The organism is Cognatishimia sp. MH4019 (assembly GCF_020177595.1).
In the GTDB taxonomy this organism is placed as follows: domain Bacteria; phylum Pseudomonadota; class Alphaproteobacteria; order Rhodobacterales; family Rhodobacteraceae; genus JAHTBL01.
Genome location: NZ_JAHTBL010000008.1, coordinates 120,088 through 134,666, shown reverse-complemented (window position 1 = coordinate 134,666; position 14,579 = coordinate 120,088). Strand labels below are relative to the sequence as shown.

At 61.1% G+C, this 14,579-nt stretch carries 13 protein-coding genes; 6 read left to right on the top strand and 7 right to left on the bottom strand.

Annotated elements, in window-relative coordinates; translation table 11 throughout:
* Nucleotides 1–27: 27 nt before the first annotated feature.
* The 3 genes from KUW67_RS14405 to KUW67_RS14390 form a co-directional block, all read right to left on the bottom strand.
* The gene (locus KUW67_RS14405; protein WP_304522396.1) at nt 28–909 is read right to left on the bottom strand and encodes a LysR substrate-binding domain-containing protein; all 882 of its coding nucleotides are present in this window, start codon (nt 907–909) and stop codon (nt 28–30) included.
* 63 nt (nt 910–972) lie between these two features.
* Nucleotides 973–1,662, bottom strand: coding sequence for a DUF2161 domain-containing phosphodiesterase (locus KUW67_RS14395; protein ID WP_224826020.1), 690 nt, complete (start codon nt 1,660–1,662; stop codon nt 973–975).
* 174 nt (nt 1,663–1,836) lie between these two features.
* Nucleotides 1,837–3,039, bottom strand: coding sequence for a M24 family metallopeptidase (locus KUW67_RS14390; RefSeq protein WP_224826019.1), 1,203 nt, complete (start codon nt 3,037–3,039; stop codon nt 1,837–1,839).
* A 149-nt stretch (nt 3,040–3,188) separates the two neighbouring features.
* Between KUW67_RS14390 and KUW67_RS14385 the strand changes: the two genes are divergently transcribed.
* The 6 genes from KUW67_RS14385 (at nt 3,189) to KUW67_RS14360 (ending at nt 10,339) form a co-directional block, all read left to right on the top strand.
* Entirely contained in the window at nt 3,189–4,163 is a 975-nt protein-coding gene (locus KUW67_RS14385; protein ID WP_224826018.1) for a P1 family peptidase, read from the top strand.
* Between the two features lie 55 nt (nt 4,164–4,218).
* Complete coding sequence (locus KUW67_RS14380; protein WP_304522395.1) at nt 4,219–5,694, top strand: NAD-dependent succinate-semialdehyde dehydrogenase; 1,476 nt, start codon at nt 4,219–4,221, stop codon at nt 5,692–5,694.
* 110 nt (nt 5,695–5,804) lie between these two features.
* A complete protein-coding gene (xsc, locus tag KUW67_RS14375; RefSeq protein WP_224826017.1) occupies nt 5,805–7,583 on the top strand; it encodes a sulfoacetaldehyde acetyltransferase in 1,779 nt (592 codons plus the stop codon).
* 34 nt (nt 7,584–7,617) lie between these two features.
* Nucleotides 7,618–8,598, top strand: coding sequence for a phosphate acetyltransferase (gene pta, locus KUW67_RS14370; RefSeq protein ID WP_224826016.1), 981 nt, complete (start codon nt 7,618–7,620; stop codon nt 8,596–8,598).
* On the top strand, nt 8,595–9,347 hold the full coding sequence (locus KUW67_RS14365; RefSeq protein ID WP_224826015.1) for a sulfite exporter TauE/SafE family protein: 753 nt from the start codon (nt 8,595–8,597) through the stop codon (nt 9,345–9,347). The genes pta and KUW67_RS14365 overlap by 4 nt, the downstream gene beginning before the upstream one ends.
* Before the next feature lie 17 nt (nt 9,348–9,364).
* The gene (locus KUW67_RS14360) at nt 9,365–10,339 is read left to right on the top strand and encodes an ester cyclase (RefSeq protein WP_224826014.1); all 975 of its coding nucleotides are present in this window, start codon (nt 9,365–9,367) and stop codon (nt 10,337–10,339) included.
* Here the strand turns inward: KUW67_RS14360 and KUW67_RS14355 are convergent.
* From KUW67_RS14355 to KUW67_RS14340, 4 genes are all read right to left on the bottom strand, one after another.
* Entirely contained in the window at nt 10,336–11,322 is a 987-nt protein-coding gene (locus KUW67_RS14355; RefSeq protein ID WP_224826013.1) for a LacI family DNA-binding transcriptional regulator, read from the bottom strand. The two genes, KUW67_RS14360 and KUW67_RS14355, sit on opposite strands and share 4 nt — an antisense overlap.
* Entirely contained in the window at nt 11,322–12,203 is an 882-nt protein-coding gene (locus KUW67_RS14350) for a carbohydrate ABC transporter permease (RefSeq protein ID WP_224826012.1), read from the bottom strand. The genes KUW67_RS14355 and KUW67_RS14350 overlap by 1 nt, the downstream gene beginning before the upstream one ends.
* A 3-nt stretch (nt 12,204–12,206) precedes the next feature.
* A complete protein-coding gene (locus KUW67_RS14345; protein ID WP_224826011.1) occupies nt 12,207–13,232 on the bottom strand; it encodes a carbohydrate ABC transporter permease in 1,026 nt (341 codons plus the stop codon).
* Nucleotides 13,233–13,309: 77 nt separating this feature from the next.
* Nucleotides 13,310–14,548, bottom strand: coding sequence for an extracellular solute-binding protein (locus KUW67_RS14340; RefSeq protein WP_224826010.1), 1,239 nt, complete (start codon nt 14,546–14,548; stop codon nt 13,310–13,312).
* Nucleotides 14,549–14,579: the final 31 nt, after the last annotated feature.

The following is a 14,579-nucleotide window of genomic DNA, read 5'->3' as shown; positions in this document are numbered from 1 at the left end:
AAAATTTCGCCTTAAGATGAGTTCATTTCACTTCAAAAGCCACTGCTCCAGCAAATCCACGCTCCCCCGCGCCTCCGCCTTCGCGCCGCGCGAGATGTAGAAGCTGCTCGGCGCGGGCAGCGCGTAGCCTCCAAACGCAACGAGCGACCCATCCTCCAACATCGGCGCCACCAACCGCTTCCACCCCAGCACCACCCCCACCCCATCGCAGGCCGCCTGCAATGCAATCATATAGTTGTTCACTTTGGTCCCGCGCGCCAAAGACCCCTCATACCCCAGCCCCGCGAACCACCGTTTCCACGTCGTCCAATCCTGATTCTGCGCCGTCAAATGAATAAGCGGCATCGCCGCCAGCGCCGCCAATTCCGGCACCGGACGGTTTGCCGCAAACTCTGGCGATGCCACCGGCACCAACACATCCGTAAACAATTCGCGGCTCTCTCCCGCGCGCCCTTTTGCTAAGCCATACTCGATGATCAGGTCCCAGCCGCTGCCTTCAACCCGCGTATCCGACACCACTTGGTTAACTCTGATATCCGGCCTCTCGCGCCAAAATGCCGTGATCCGCGGCGTCAACCAAAGCGCCGAAACAGCCGTCGTCGCCGCCACGGTAATCGCCCGCTCTGTATCCGCCCGCTTGATCTGCGAAAGGCTCCGCGACATCGCCGAAAACGCGCCCTGCACACTGGTGAACAGGTCCTGCCCGTCCTCTGTCAGGATCACCCCGCGATGCACCCGCTCAAACAGCGCGACGCCCAACTCGCCTTCCAATGCCTTGATCTGGTGGCTCACAGCACCCGGCGTCACGTTCAACTCCGCCGCCGCCGTCTTGAAGCTCCCATGGCGCGCCGCCGCTTCAAACGCGACCAGCGTCGTCATCGGGGGAAGATCATAAAACGCCCGCGCCATAGCCGCCTCGCTTGAATTTAACTCAGTCGATTATGAAAGCCCGACTGTGCAAAATCCAGCAAATTACGCGCCAATCTCCGCCAGCACCGCTGCATATTCCTCCACCGCCGCCTCGCCCATGGGCGACAGCGCATAAATCCCGCGCTCCACCCGCTCGAACCAGCCATAGTGATTGTCCGACATTACACGCCGCGCCACCTCCACCCCCGAGGCCTCAGCCACAGCGCTGGCCTTCAACGGCCCCTGCCGCAAGGCACCCACGCAGCGCAGCGCATCATGCCGATAGGCCGTGACAATCCCCACACGCATCTGCCCACCGGTGTTCGGATCGCCTGCCAGCCGTGAAAACTCGCGCAATAACCGCCCTTTGCGCTGTTTCGACTGCCGCGGCACATAAGGCGCGGGGTCCAGATGCACCTCCGTATACCCGTCCTTCAACCGCACCGTAATCAGCCCCAACCCCAACCGCCGACAGAGCAGCTTGTTGTTCTTCAACGACGCCTTGAACGCCCGCCCCTTGCCGCGCGGCACCGCCAGATAGACGTCATCCGACAGCGTCTGCCGGGCAATGCCCTGATGATAAAGCGCCAGCGAAAACCCCGTTTTCAGCTCCACAATCACCGGGTCATCGCCGTCCCGCACCGCCACAATATCCGCAGCCCCGACCTCGCCTTTCACGACATAGCCCTGCCCTTCCAGCAGCGCTTTCACAGGTTCATAAAGCTCAGTCTCACGGATCACGGGTTTCGCCATACCCGCACCTTAACGCAGGAAAATCGCTTAAAATACCCTTAAATAACAGTGCGTTCCAGTGTTAACCCTTATTATGTTAACTCCCGAAAACAAAAACCCAATGTTATCAACGAAAGCGTCCCGCAAACCCGGTTTCGCATGCGAAACGCCCCTGCTTCTTTTATGCGAAAATACTCAAACAACGTTGAAATTAGGCCCATACGGATAGCCCGTGATATCCTCTGCCCCGTCCTCGGTGATGACAATAATATCATGCTCGCGGTAGCCCCCCGCGCCGGGTTGCCCATCCGCAATCGTCAGCATCGGCTCCATCGAGATCACCATCCCCGGCTCCAGCACCGTGTCGATATCCTCACGCAGCTCCAGCCCCGCCTCACGCCCGTAATAATGGCTCAGCACCCCGAAGGAATGCCCATAGCCAAAGGTCCGATACTGCAACAAATCGCGCTCTTCAAAAAACGCGTTCACCCCCGCGGTCACCTCCGCACAAGACGCACCGGGTTTCAGCAGCGAAATCCCCAACTCATGCGCCCCCACATTCGCCTCCCAGATCGCGCGCGAGGCGTCATCGACCTCGCCCACAAACAGCGTCCGCTCCAGCGCGGTGTAGTAGCCCGAGATCATCGGAAATGTGTTCAGGCTCAGGATATCGCCCCGTTGCAGCACCCTCCCCGTGACCGGATTATGCGCGCCATCCGTGTTGATCCCCGACTGAAACCAAACCCAGGTATCGCGGTACTCCGCATCGGGAAACCGCTTGGCAATCTCCACCTCCATCGCGTCGCGCCCAGCCATCGCGACATCAATCTCTCGCACGCCTTCCTTGATCGCATCGCGGATCGCATAGCCGCCCACATCCGCCACAGCCGCGCCTGCGCGGATCAGGTCAATCTCGGCCGCGGACTTGTGCATCCGCTGCCGCATCGTCGCCGGGGCCAGATCGGTCACGTCCGACGGCTCCAGCATCGCGCAAAACAGGTCGCGCTGCGAAACCGTCATATGATCGCCCTCATAGCCGCAATGCGCGCCGGTCCCGGTCACCGACCGGATCGCGCGCCAGAAGTTATTCCGCTGCCAATCGGTATAGGTGATGTTGTCCCCATAGCACCGCCGCCACGGCTGCCCTGCGTCGATGCCCGCCGAGACTGTGACGCACTCCGTCTCGGTCACAACCAACCCGTAGGGCCGCCCGAACGCGCAATAAAGAAACCCCGAATAATACGCGATATTGTGCATCGAGGTGAACACAGCCGCCTGCACCCCTTCCTCTGCCATAGTGGCGCGCAGCCCCTTCAGCCGCGCCTCATATTCGGCGTCTTCAAAAGGCAGGGCGGCCTTCTGGCCACTGTGATATCGATAGAATTCTGGACGGTTCATAGCGACCCCCGTTCAAAGAGGTCCCGGCGTTCAGGACGGAAAAAGCAGCAAACCGGGCGACGCCATCGCCCCTGCAGCGCAACGCTGACCCAAAGCGCCAAATAAGTAAAGTCTTGCGCCGCAGGCGCTCCGCTGACTAGCCTCCCAGCATGAAACCCGGCGCCCGAAATCTGATCACCGATGTCCCCGGCCTGCGTGTCGGCAATGCCCATGATGCCGCCATCAAAACCGGCACCACGGTCCTGACCGCAGATCAGCCCTTCACCGCAGGCGTCCACATCATGGGCGGCGCTCCGGGTACGCGGGAAACCGATCTGCTGGCCCCGGACCGCCTGGTCCAGAAGGTCGACGCATTGGTGCTCTCTGGTGGCTCCGCCCTTGGCCTCGACGCCGCCTCCGGCGTCGCAAATACGTTTCGCGCGCGAAACCGGGGCTTTGAGGTGGGCGGGCAGCGGGTGCCGATTGTGCCTGCGGCGATCCTCTTTGATCTGCTTAACGGGGGCGATAAAAGCTGGACGGAAAACCCCTATGGGCAACTCGGCATAGACGCCCTCAACGCGGCCTCCGACAACTTCGAGATTGGCACCCATGGCGCGGGTTTCGGAGCCACCACCGCCACCACGATGGGCGGTCTCGGGTCTGCCTCAACCGTCCAAGAAGGCCACTCAGTCGGCGCCCTGGTCGCCGTCAATGCCCTAGGCTCAGCCACCATTGGGCAGACCAAATCCTTCTGGGCCACACCCTTTGAGCAAGCCTCCGAATTCGGCGGCCTGCCCCCCGCAACCACCTTCCCGAAGACCATGCCCGACACCAAGCTCAGCCAGCACAACACCACCATCGCGATCGTCGCCACCGACGCCCCATTGACCCAAGCGCAATGCACCCGCCTTGCCACCGCGGCCCATGATGGCATGGCTCGCGCGCTGGTTCCGTCGCATACGCCTTTCGACGGGGATCTCGTTTTTGCGGCCTCCACCACGGAGGGACAGACGGATGACACGACCCTTCTGACGCTTTGTCACGCGGCAGCCACCACCTTGGCCCGGGCCATCGCACGGGGGGTTTTCGCAGCGAAACCGCAACCAAATGACCCTTTGCCGTGTTGGTCCCAGTTGCCCGAGTGAGTTGCCAATCCTGCGCGACATGCCATCTATGACCCAATGATTAAGGGAGAGACCAATGCTGGACCAAACCACCGATCTGCGTGCGATGCTGAACGACCCGGAGCTTTTGCAGAGCAAAGCCTATGTCGGAGGCGATTGGATTTCTGCCGATAGCGGAGAGACTTTCGATGTGGTGAACCCGGCGCGCGGTGATGTGATCGCGCAGGTCGCCGATCTGGGCCGAACGGAAGTGGCGCGCGCCATTGAGGCAGCGCGAATCGCTCAGAAGGATTGGGCGGCGAAAACAGCAAAGGACCGCGCCAATATCCTGCGCACCTGGTTCAATCTGATGATGGAGCATCAGGACGATCTGGCAACGATCCTGACAGCCGAGATGGGCAAACCGCTGGCCGAGGCCAAGGGCGAGATCGGCTATGGTGCCTCCTTCGTGGAGTTCTTCGCCGAGCAGGCCAAGCGCGTTTACGGCGAGACGATCCCCGGCCATCAGCCCGACAAGCGCATCACCGTGATCAAGCAACCCATCGGCGTTGTCGGCTCTATCACGCCGTGGAACTTCCCCAATGCGATGATTACCCGCAAGGCCGCGCCTGCCTTGGCGGCGGGGTGCAGTTTCGTGGCGCGCCCGGCGGAGTTGACGCCTTTGTCCGCGCTGGCCATCGCCGTTTTGGCAGAACGGGCGGGCATCCCGAAAGGCGTGTTTTCAGTGGTGACCGGTTCGGATTCTTCGGCCATGGGCAAGGAGTTCTGCGAGAACGAGGCGGTGCGCAAACTGACCTTCACCGGCTCCACCGCCGTGGGGCGTATCCTGCTGAAACAGGCTGCCGATCAGGTGATGAAATGCAGCATGGAGCTGGGCGGTAATGCGCCATTTATCGTCTTTGATGACGCCGATCTTTACGCCGCTGTTGAAGGGGCCATCGCCTGCAAGTTCCGCAACAATGGCCAGACCTGTGTCTGCGCGAACCGCATCTATGTGCAGGCTGGGGTCTATAATGATTTCGCGGCAAAATTTGCCGAGGCTGTCGGCAAGATGAGTGTTGGGGACGGCTTTGACGGGGCCGATCTGGGGCCGCTGATTTCCGACCCGGCGGTCGAAAAGGTGAAGGATCATATTGCGGACGCGACCGGCAAAGGCGCAGAGATTTTGACGGGCGGTGCGCCCCATGAGCTGGGCGGCAAGTTCTTCGAGCCGACCATCCTGACGGGCGTCACACAGGACATGAAGGTCAGCCAGGAAGAGACTTTTGGCCCTATGGCGCCGCTCTTCAAATTCGAGACGGAAGACGACGTGATCGAAATGGCCAATGACACAATCTTCGGCTTGGCCGCGTATTTCTATGCCAACGATCTGAGCCGGGTCTACAAAGTGGCCGAGGCGCTGGAATATGGCATCGTGGGCATCAACACCGGCATCATCTCGACCGAGGCCGCGCCTTTTGGCGGGGTCAAGCAATCCGGTCTGGGGCGCGAGGGCAGCCATCACGGGATCGAGGAATTCCTTGAGATGAAATACATGTGCATGTCTGTCTGATCTGGTCTTAAATCTGCATTTGATCTGGCCCTAACGATCCAAGGCCACCCTATTTATTTTACGCGCAACGCAAGCATTGCTGCTTTGCGAATACATGGGAGATTTCTGCGATGAAAATGACGACGGAAGAGGCGTTTGTAAAAACGCTGCAACTGCATGGAATTCAACACGCTTTCGGGATCATCGGCTCGGCCATGATGCCGATTTCGGACCTGTTCCCAGCCGCTGGCATTCAGTTCTGGGACTGCGCCCATGAAGGCTCTGCCGGGTTTATGTCGGACGGCTACACTCGTGCGACCGGCAAAATGTCGATGATGATCGCGCAGAACGGTCCCGGCATCACCAACTTCGTGACCGCCGTCAAAACCGCTTACTGGAACCACACGCCGCTGCTGCTGGTCACGCCGCAGGCCGCCAACAAGACCATCGGTCAAGGCGGGTTCCAGGAAGTGGAGCAGATGAAACTGTTTGAGGACATGGTCGCCTATCAAGAAGAGGTCCGCGATCCGTCGCGCATCTGCGAAGTGCTGACCCGCGTGATCGCCAAGGCGCACCGCCTGTCCGGCCCCGCCCAGATCAACATCCCGCGCGATTTCTGGACGCAGGTCGTGGATATCGAAATCCCCGAGGCGATTGAATTTGAAGTCTCGCCCGGTGGTGAGAATTCGGTCGCGAAGGCGGCGGAGCTGATCTCGAACGCGAAGAATCCTGTGATCCTGAACGGTGCGGGCGTTGTCCTGTCGGAAGGCGGGATCGACGCGTCGATCAAGCTGGCGGAGCGCCTGGATGCACCGGTTTGCGTGGGCTACCAGCACAATGATGCTTTCCCCGGCTCGCACCCGCTTTTTGCGGGTCCGCTGGGCTATAATGGCTCAAAGGCGGGGATGCAGTTGATCTCGGAAGCGGATGTGGTGCTGTGCCTTGGCACGCGTCTCAACCCGTTCTCGACCTTGCCGGGGTATGGCATTGATTACTGGCCAACGGATGCGAAGATCATTCAGGTCGATATCAACCCGGATCGCATCGGCCTGACCAAGAAGGTGACTGTCGGCATCGTGGGTGACGCGGCCAAAGTGGCCAACGGCATTCTGGACAAGCTAGCTGATGACGCTGGTGACGCAGGCCGCCAGGAGCGCAAGGACAAGATCGCGCAAACCAAATCGGCCTGGAAGCAGGAGCTGTCGTCACTGGATCACGAGCAGGACGATCCCGGCACGACCTGGAACGAGCGTGCGCGGGAGGCCCGCCCCGACTGGATGAGCCCCCGTCAGGCATGGCGCGCCATTCAAGCGGCGTTGCCGCGGGAGGCGATCATTTCGTCCGACATTGGCAACAACTGTGCGATCGGCAACGCCTATCCCGACTTCGATGAGGGTCGCAAATATCTGGCCCCCGGCCTGTTTGGCCCCTGCGGTTATGGTCTGCCCTCGATTGTCGGTGCCAAGATCGGCCGCCCGGATGTGCCGGTTGTGGGCTTTGCAGGCGACGGTGCATTCGGCATTGCCGTAAACGAGCTGACCGCGATTGGCCGCCCCGAATGGCCAGCCATCACGCAGATCGTCTTCCGCAACTACCAGTGGGGGGCTGAGAAGCGGAACTCGACGCTGTGGTTTGACGACAATTTCGTCGGCACGGAACTGGACATGCAGGTCAGCTATGCCGGTATCGCGCAGGCCTGTGGGCTGATCGGTGTGCAAGCCAAGTCGATGGATGAGCTGACAGAGATGCTGAATCAGGCGATCAAGGATCAGATGGAGAATAACAAGACCACGCTGATCGAAGTGATCCTGAACCAGGAGCTGGGCGAGCCCTTCCGTCGCGATGCGATGAAGAAGCCGGTCAAGGTGGCTGGTGTCTCTAAAGATGACATGAACGTCGCGGCAGAGTGATCTTGGCCGGGATAACAAAAGTGGAAGCGGCGGCATGAGTTCGCCGCTTCCTGCGTTGCGGGAGCGCGCCAAGGCGGCGCGTCACCATATCGTGCTGTCCGAAGGCGTGGATGCGCGCGTGATCGAGGCGGCGGGCCGCGCGGTGGCGGATGGCATGGCGCAGATCACTGTGCTGGCCCCTGAAGGGACAGCTGTGCCCGACGGCGTGCTGTTGGAAGACCCGGCGACAAGCCCTCATCGCGAGGCGATGATCGAAAGCTTTCTGGAAGCGCGGGCGAAGAAAAACCCCACACGCGCGCAGGCGGAAGAAGCGGTCAGCGACCCCCTGGTCTGGGCTGCGCTGATGGTCCGGATGGACCGCGCAGGCGGCACGATTGGCGGCGCGATCAACACGACCTCCAACACGGTGCGCGCGGCGCTGCAGATGATCGGCACCGCGAAAGGCGCGCCGCTTGTGTCGAGCTTTTGCCTCATGGTGCTGCCTGAGGATCACCCGACACGGCCCGGCGCATCGCTGGTTTATGCCGATTGTGGCTTGGTGATTGAGCCCTCCGCCGAGGAGATGGCCGCGATTGGCGTGCAGTCCGCGGGATCGGCCCGCGCGTTGCTGGGCCTGGATCCGAAGGTGGCGATGCTGAGCTTCTCCACCAAGGGATCGGCGCAACATGAGGCGGCGTTCAAGGTGGCGCAGGCGACGCAGATTGCTCAGAACAATTCGGATTTCGCGATTGATGGCGAGATGCAGTTCGATGCCGCTTTTGACGCGGCTGTGGGCGCCAGCAAAGCGCCCGGAAGCCCGGTTGCCGGGCAAGCAACTGTGTTCGTGTTTCCCAGTCTGGAGGCGGGCAATATCGCTTACAAGATCACCCAGCGCATTGGCGGGGCGATGGCGATTGGTCCGGTTCTACAAGGTTTGGCCAAGCCTGCGAACGATCTAAGCCGGGGCTGTTCGGCGGATGACATTTACGAAATGATCGCGATTACCTCGGCCCAGATTGACGCGCTAAGCTCATGAGTGCGCTGCTTGGGCTGACCGGGTCCGAGATCCTTATCCTGATTGGCATTACATTTGTCGCGGGGCTTGTGCGCGGCTTTTCGGGCTTTGCACTATCGGCGATGGTCATGGCCTCGGCTGTGCTGATCCTGCCGCCGGTAGAGCTGATCCCGATCTGCTGGTGGTTGGAAATGTCGGCGTCGCTGTTGATGGCGCGGGGCGGCTGGCGCGACGCGGATCGTGGCGTGGTCAAAGGGTTGGTCATCGGGTCTGCCATCGGGTTGCCGATTGGATTGGCGCTGACGCAAGCGGTGTCGGTCGAGGTCTCGGCACTGATCGCTTTGAGCCTGTTGATCGTGCTGGCGGCCTCGCAATTGGTTAAGCTGCGCTTGCCGTTTCTGGCAACGCCGCAGGGGCTTTACGGATCAGGCCTGTTGGCGGGCATTGCGACGGGGCTGGCGTCTATCGGCGGGATGGTCGTGGCGCTTTACGTGCTGGCGCGGGATGCGCCCGCGCGGCAGATGCGCGGATCGCTGGTGTTGTTCCTGTTCGTCTCGGCGGTGATCAGCTTGTTCACGCTTTTGGCGTTCGGAGTGATGGACCAGCAAGCGACTGTGCGGGGGCTGGCCTTTATCGTGCCGACGATGGCGGGCGTGCTGCTGGGGCAACGCTTGTTCACGCCGAAATACGAGCCCTATTACAAACCGTTTTGCCTGTCATTGCTGATTGGGCTTGCATGTTTGGCGCTGATACGCACTTTGGTGGCATGAGCCAAAACACCCCTTTTATGCCCGGTTTTGACCCGCGTTGGGAGAGCGTCGAGGATTACATCCTCGGCATCACCGAAGACATCTGGGAAAAGCGCGGGATCGATACGCTGCATGGGTTTTACGGCGATGATCTGATCGTGCGTTCGCCAGCGTCCGTCGTGCAGGGCAATGACGGGATCATCGGCGCGACGATGGCAACGCTGGCAGAGTTTCCAGACCGCGAATTGCCAGGCGAGGATGTGATCTGGTGTGCCACGGGCGCAGACAGTTTTCTGTCGTCGCATCGCTTGTATTGCTGGGCGACACATACGGGGCCGGGTGTTTACGGCGCGCCGACGGGCAAGCGGTTGGAGTATCGGATTCTGGCGGATTGCTGGTGTCAGGACAATGCCGTGAAAGACGAATGGCTGGTGCGCGACCAAGGGGCGATTGTGCAGCAGATGGGCGGTGATCTGGTGGGCTGGACCCGCGATCTGATCCAACGCGAAGGCGGGCCGGAGACGTGCGTGAAGCCGATGACCCCTGCGACGGATATTGCGGGGCCTTATGCCGGGCGCGGCAACGATGACCCTTGGGCGGCAAAGCTGGCTGGGCTGCTGGAACGGATCATGCAGGCGGAGTTCTCGGTCATCCCGGCAGAGTGGGACCGGGCCTGCGCATTGGCCTATCCGGGGCATGTCAGCGCCCATGGCCCCGCGGCGGCAGATCGGTTTTGGCTGGGGCTACGGTCGGCCTTTCCGTCGGCGGAGTTTCGGATCGAGCATCAGATCGGACGCGAAGACCCGATGATGCCACCGCGCGCAGCGGTCCGGTGGTCACTGCGCGGCACACATGACGGCTGGGGCCGCTTTGGGGCGCCAACAGGGGCAGAGATCTACGTCATGGGCATTACTCATGTAGAGTTCGGGCCGTGGGGCCTGCGGCGGGAGTTCACATTGATTGATGACACCGCGATCTGGAAGCAGATTTTGCTGGCGACAGGCGACGTCTAGGCGCTGGAGCGTTTGATCAGTTCGACCGGTATCAGCGAAGCGCGCGGCCGCGCGCCGTCCATGCTGCTGAGCAATCCATCCACCGTGGCGCGCACCATGGCGGTGCTGTCCTGACGGATGGTTGTCAGATCATAGCTGGGCCAACTGGCCACAGGCACATCGTCGAACCCGATCACGGCGACATCCTCTGGAATGCGCAAGCCCATCTCGAACCGGATCACGTCCATGACCGGGAAGGCCATATAGTCGTTGGCGACGAAAACCGCGTCGGGACGGTCGGGGCCTGCGAATATGCGGCGAGCGGCATCGCGGGCGCGTTCAGGATGAAAATCGCCGACCTCGCGGGCGTGCAGGGTCAGGCCAGCAGCGTGAAGCTCGCTAAGGAACCCGGCCTCGCGATCAGCCTGGGTCGAGGCCCCTTCCCACCCGGCGATATGGCCGATCTTGCGCGCACCGCGGGCAATAAGGTGGCGGGCGGCCATGCGCCCCCCGGCTTCGTTGTCAGAGGTGACGGACAGCTGGTCATCCCCTTGATGGCGGTTAAAGAGCATGACGGGCACGCCCCGCGCACGACAGCGCTGCGCAAGGGGCGAGCTGAGCGCGACAGAGGCGAGGATCAGCCCATCGATCTGGTAATCGAGGATATCCTCGGCCACCTCTTCGATATTGTCGGCGGTCTGGGCGGCCATGAAGATCAGAACGTGGTAGCCCTGATCTTCCAGCGCGGCAGAGAGTTTCTCAAGCGCGCCGGGATAGAACTGGTTGTCGAGATAGGCGACCACCAGCCCGATCATCCGGGATCGCCCGGTGAGCAACCCGCGTGCGAGGATGTTGGGGCGGTAGCCCAGCTCGGCTGCGATCTTGCGCACTTTCTCGGCGGTCTTGGGGGCCACAGAGGCCCCCGGCGTAAATACCCGACTGACGGCCGAGCGGCTGACGCCTGCTTTCTCCGCCACAGCGCGCGATGTCACGCGAGAGGGCATTACCCTTTGACGGCGCCCGCAGTCAGGCCCGATACGATCTGGCGCTGGAAGAACATCACCATGATAAAGAGCGGCACGGTGGCCGAAACCACTGCGGCGACCGCGAACATCACATTGCCTTCGGTTTGCGTGGTGCCAAGGAAGGCGGCGACGGCGGGGATCATTGTGCGGTTGGATTCCGACAGCAGCATCGCGGTGACCGCAAAGTCGTTATAGGCCAGCAGGAAGCTGAAGAGACCCGTGGTGATCACGCCGGGCCACATGACCGGGATGATGACGTGGCGAAAGGCCTGAAACTGGGTGCAGCCGTCGACCTTGGCGGACTCGTCCAGTTCCTTGGGGATTTTCTGAAAGAAACTGTGCAACATCCAGAGCGTGAAGGGCTGGTTGATGGCCACAAGCACGATGATCGCAGTGGGCAGGTACCCCCAGATGTTCCACTCAAAGAACGGTGGCAGATAGCCCGAAACCAGGGTGATCGGCGGCAGAGCGCGAAAGATCAGCGCGGTGATGAGCAGCCAGAAGACATAGTTATGGCCCGAGCGCGACAGCGCGTAGCCGCCCAGTGTTCCGAGGGTCAGCGAGATGCAGACCACGAAGAAACACACGATGAAGGTGTTGATGACCGAGCGCCAGAATTCCTCTTGGATCCACGCGCCTGCATAGCCCGCGCCTGTGAAGGGGTGGCCATAGGTAAACTCCGTCCGGGGGCCGGTAAGCGCGTCGCGCCAGTTGGAGATCGAGAAGAAATCAAGCTCGACCTTGAAGCTGCCCCAGAGGGTCCACATGAACGGGAAGGCTGCCGCGATAAGCCACACGACGAGGAAAACCGTCAGCAGAATGCGCAGACCAAGCGGTTTTTCTTGAGCTTTGGACGCCATGGATCAGGCCTTTCCTTTGAAGTCGCGCCATGTGCGGACCAGCACAGGCGTCAGCAGGATCGCCACGCATAGAACGGTCAACACCGAAGTGGTGGCGGCGGCAGACAGTTGGCGGGTCTCGCCACCGAGGTCGTTGAAGATGATCCAACTCAGCGACGTCGCGTGGGCTTGGGCCGAGAAGCCGATGATCGGTTCGAAGACGCGGAAGTTGTCCATCAGCTGGATCAGCGCCACAAAAGTGATGAGCGGCATCAGGTGCGGGATCAGCACATAACGGATTTGCTGCCAGCGGGTTGCACCGTCAATCTGGGCGGATTCCAGCGTGTCTTGCGGCACCGTTTGCAGACCCGCGTAGAAAACGACGAAGGCGAAGGGGGCCGATGACCAGATGCCGTAGATGATGAGGGATATCCACATCAGCGGCGTTGACGCCTTCAGCGACAAGTCCGGATCGGCAGCAAGATACTGGATCAGGTTCCCCAGAACTCCGCGCGCGTCGATCATCCAGAAGAGAATCAGCGAGCCGACCAGCGGGGTCACGATCATCGGCAGCAGCGAGAAGAAAATCAGGAGGCCGCGGAGCTGGCGGGTCACCGAGTTCACACCAACGGCAATGAAGAAGCCCAGCGCGATCAGCAGCGGGGTCACGGTGAATGTGTAGGTCAGCGTGAAAGCCATGGCGCGGTAGAACGGCAGGTTGTTCAGTTCGCCGAAGAACGCGCCCAGGCTTTCGGAGTTGCGCCATGCGGCGGCGACTTCGGCGGTGGCAAGGTGGCCCCGGTCAAAATACACTTCAAGCCCGGCAAAACGACCCATGGGGGCGGCGTCACGCAGGGCTTGGGTGGCTTCTTGATCAATCGAGGTTTGTTGCGTGCAGCCGAAGGGGCCACAGTTTTCAACCTGAATGAGCACCGCTTCATGGGGCAGGAACAGGGATTGCATCACCACCGAAACGATGGGGGCCGCGATAAAGATCAGCATCGCCATCGCTGTCGGAAGGAAAAACCAGAAGAAGGTTTTATGTTTCATGGCCTGTGCCTGCCGCTAGAAAAATCGAATGGGATGCGCGGGGCCGTGAGTGGCAGGCCCCGCGCGGGATAGCGCCCTTATTGAAGGAAGCCGTTCTCTTTGGCGGCGGCTGTGTAAGCGGCCTCAACGTCGGCGAGCGCCTGTTCGGCAGATTCGTTGCCTTGCATGAAGTCGGTCAGCTCAGCGCCCAGGGCGGTGTGCATCAGACCCATATAGGGCAGCATCGGATAGGGTGCCGTGCCGGAATTGGCAGCTTCGAACACACCGACAGCAGCCTCGGTCGGCTCGTAGCCGTCGATCAGCCAAACCGCCTGGCTTGCAACATCTTCGCCGCTCAGGATCGAGGGATCAATGCCGTTGAGCAAGGCCTTGAAGGTCGCTTCGGCATCTGCATCAGAGATGTTCTTGGCGACAGTCCAGCCATCCCACCACAAGGTGGAAGCGGGTGTGGTGCCACCACCAACTGTCAGCGGACCCGCGATGGCGAAGCCGTCCACAACCTCTTGCGGAACACCTTCGGCTTCGACGAGCGTCGCAGCGCGGGAGCCCCACATATGCATCAGAGCGGTGTTCCCAGCGCGGAATTCAGCGTTGGTGCCGTTGGAATCGTGGGTCAGGTAGTCGGGGTTCATGTATTCCGACAGCGCCTTCATCATCTCGAGTGTTTTGACACCGGCCTCGGAGTTGACGGTCGGATTGGCCGTGCCGGGCTCGAAGTGCTGACCACCAAAGCCGAGGAACATGTTGTTGAATTCCTGCGCGAGGTTCCAGCCTGCGGCATAGGGGCCGCCCACGGGGTTTTCCATGATGCCAGCGGCGCGGATCGCTTCGGCTGCGGCGAGCATTTCCTCATAGGTGGTCGGCACAGCCACGCCAGCCTCTTCCAAGACGTCCGCACGATAGACAAGGTGCTGGGCGTTTGCCATGAACGCAATCGCCATGGCCTGACCGTTGATCGTCACGATCTGGTTGGGCTTGAGGCTTTGACCATGGGCGGCGATCAGATCATCCAGCGGGCGGATGACGTCTTCGTTCATCAAGGCCACGATGGACGAGTTTGCCACGATCGCAGAGGTGTATTCGGCCGGATTGCCCTGCATGCCGGGCAAGTTGATCGTCTGGTGATCGGCGGTGAGGTTCGTGCTGACCTCGACGCTATCAGAGGCGCATTCCATCGCATTCGCGCCAACGGTCTGGATCGCGGGGAACTCGTTACCCACGATGCTGACGCGACCTTCGGAAATGCCGCAATCGGCCATGGCGGTGCCTGCGGCAACCGTCAGCGCAATTGCTGCAACTGTGTTCTTCAGAAACATATGTCTCTCCCTGTTTCGTATTAGGCCCAGG

Coding starts and splice junctions, on each gene's coding strand:
- KUW67_RS14405 (WP_304522396.1), bottom strand. CDS start 909: ATGGCGCGGGCGTTTTATGATCTTCCCCCGATGACGACGCTGGTCGCG.
- KUW67_RS14395 (WP_224826020.1), bottom strand. CDS start 1,662: ATGGCGAAACCCGTGATCCGTGAGACTGAGCTTTATGAACCTGTGAAA.
- KUW67_RS14390 (WP_224826019.1), bottom strand. CDS start 3,039: ATGAACCGTCCAGAATTCTATCGATATCACAGTGGCCAGAAGGCCGCC.
- KUW67_RS14385 (WP_224826018.1), top strand. CDS start 3,189: ATGAAACCCGGCGCCCGAAATCTGATCACCGATGTCCCCGGCCTGCGT.
- KUW67_RS14380 (WP_304522395.1), top strand. CDS start 4,219: ATGCTGGACCAAACCACCGATCTGCGTGCGATGCTGAACGACCCGGAG.
- xsc (WP_224826017.1), top strand. CDS start 5,805: ATGAAAATGACGACGGAAGAGGCGTTTGTAAAAACGCTGCAACTGCAT.
- pta (WP_224826016.1), top strand. CDS start 7,618: ATGAGTTCGCCGCTTCCTGCGTTGCGGGAGCGCGCCAAGGCGGCGCGT.
- KUW67_RS14365 (WP_224826015.1), top strand. CDS start 8,595: ATGAGTGCGCTGCTTGGGCTGACCGGGTCCGAGATCCTTATCCTGATT.
- KUW67_RS14360 (WP_224826014.1), top strand. CDS start 9,365: ATGCCCGGTTTTGACCCGCGTTGGGAGAGCGTCGAGGATTACATCCTC.
- KUW67_RS14355 (WP_224826013.1), bottom strand. CDS start 11,322: ATGCCCTCTCGCGTGACATCGCGCGCTGTGGCGGAGAAAGCAGGCGTC.
- KUW67_RS14350 (WP_224826012.1), bottom strand. CDS start 12,203: ATGGCGTCCAAAGCTCAAGAAAAACCGCTTGGTCTGCGCATTCTGCTG.
- KUW67_RS14345 (WP_224826011.1), bottom strand. CDS start 13,232: ATGAAACATAAAACCTTCTTCTGGTTTTTCCTTCCGACAGCGATGGCG.
- KUW67_RS14340 (WP_224826010.1), bottom strand. CDS start 14,548: ATGTTTCTGAAGAACACAGTTGCAGCAATTGCGCTGACGGTTGCCGCA.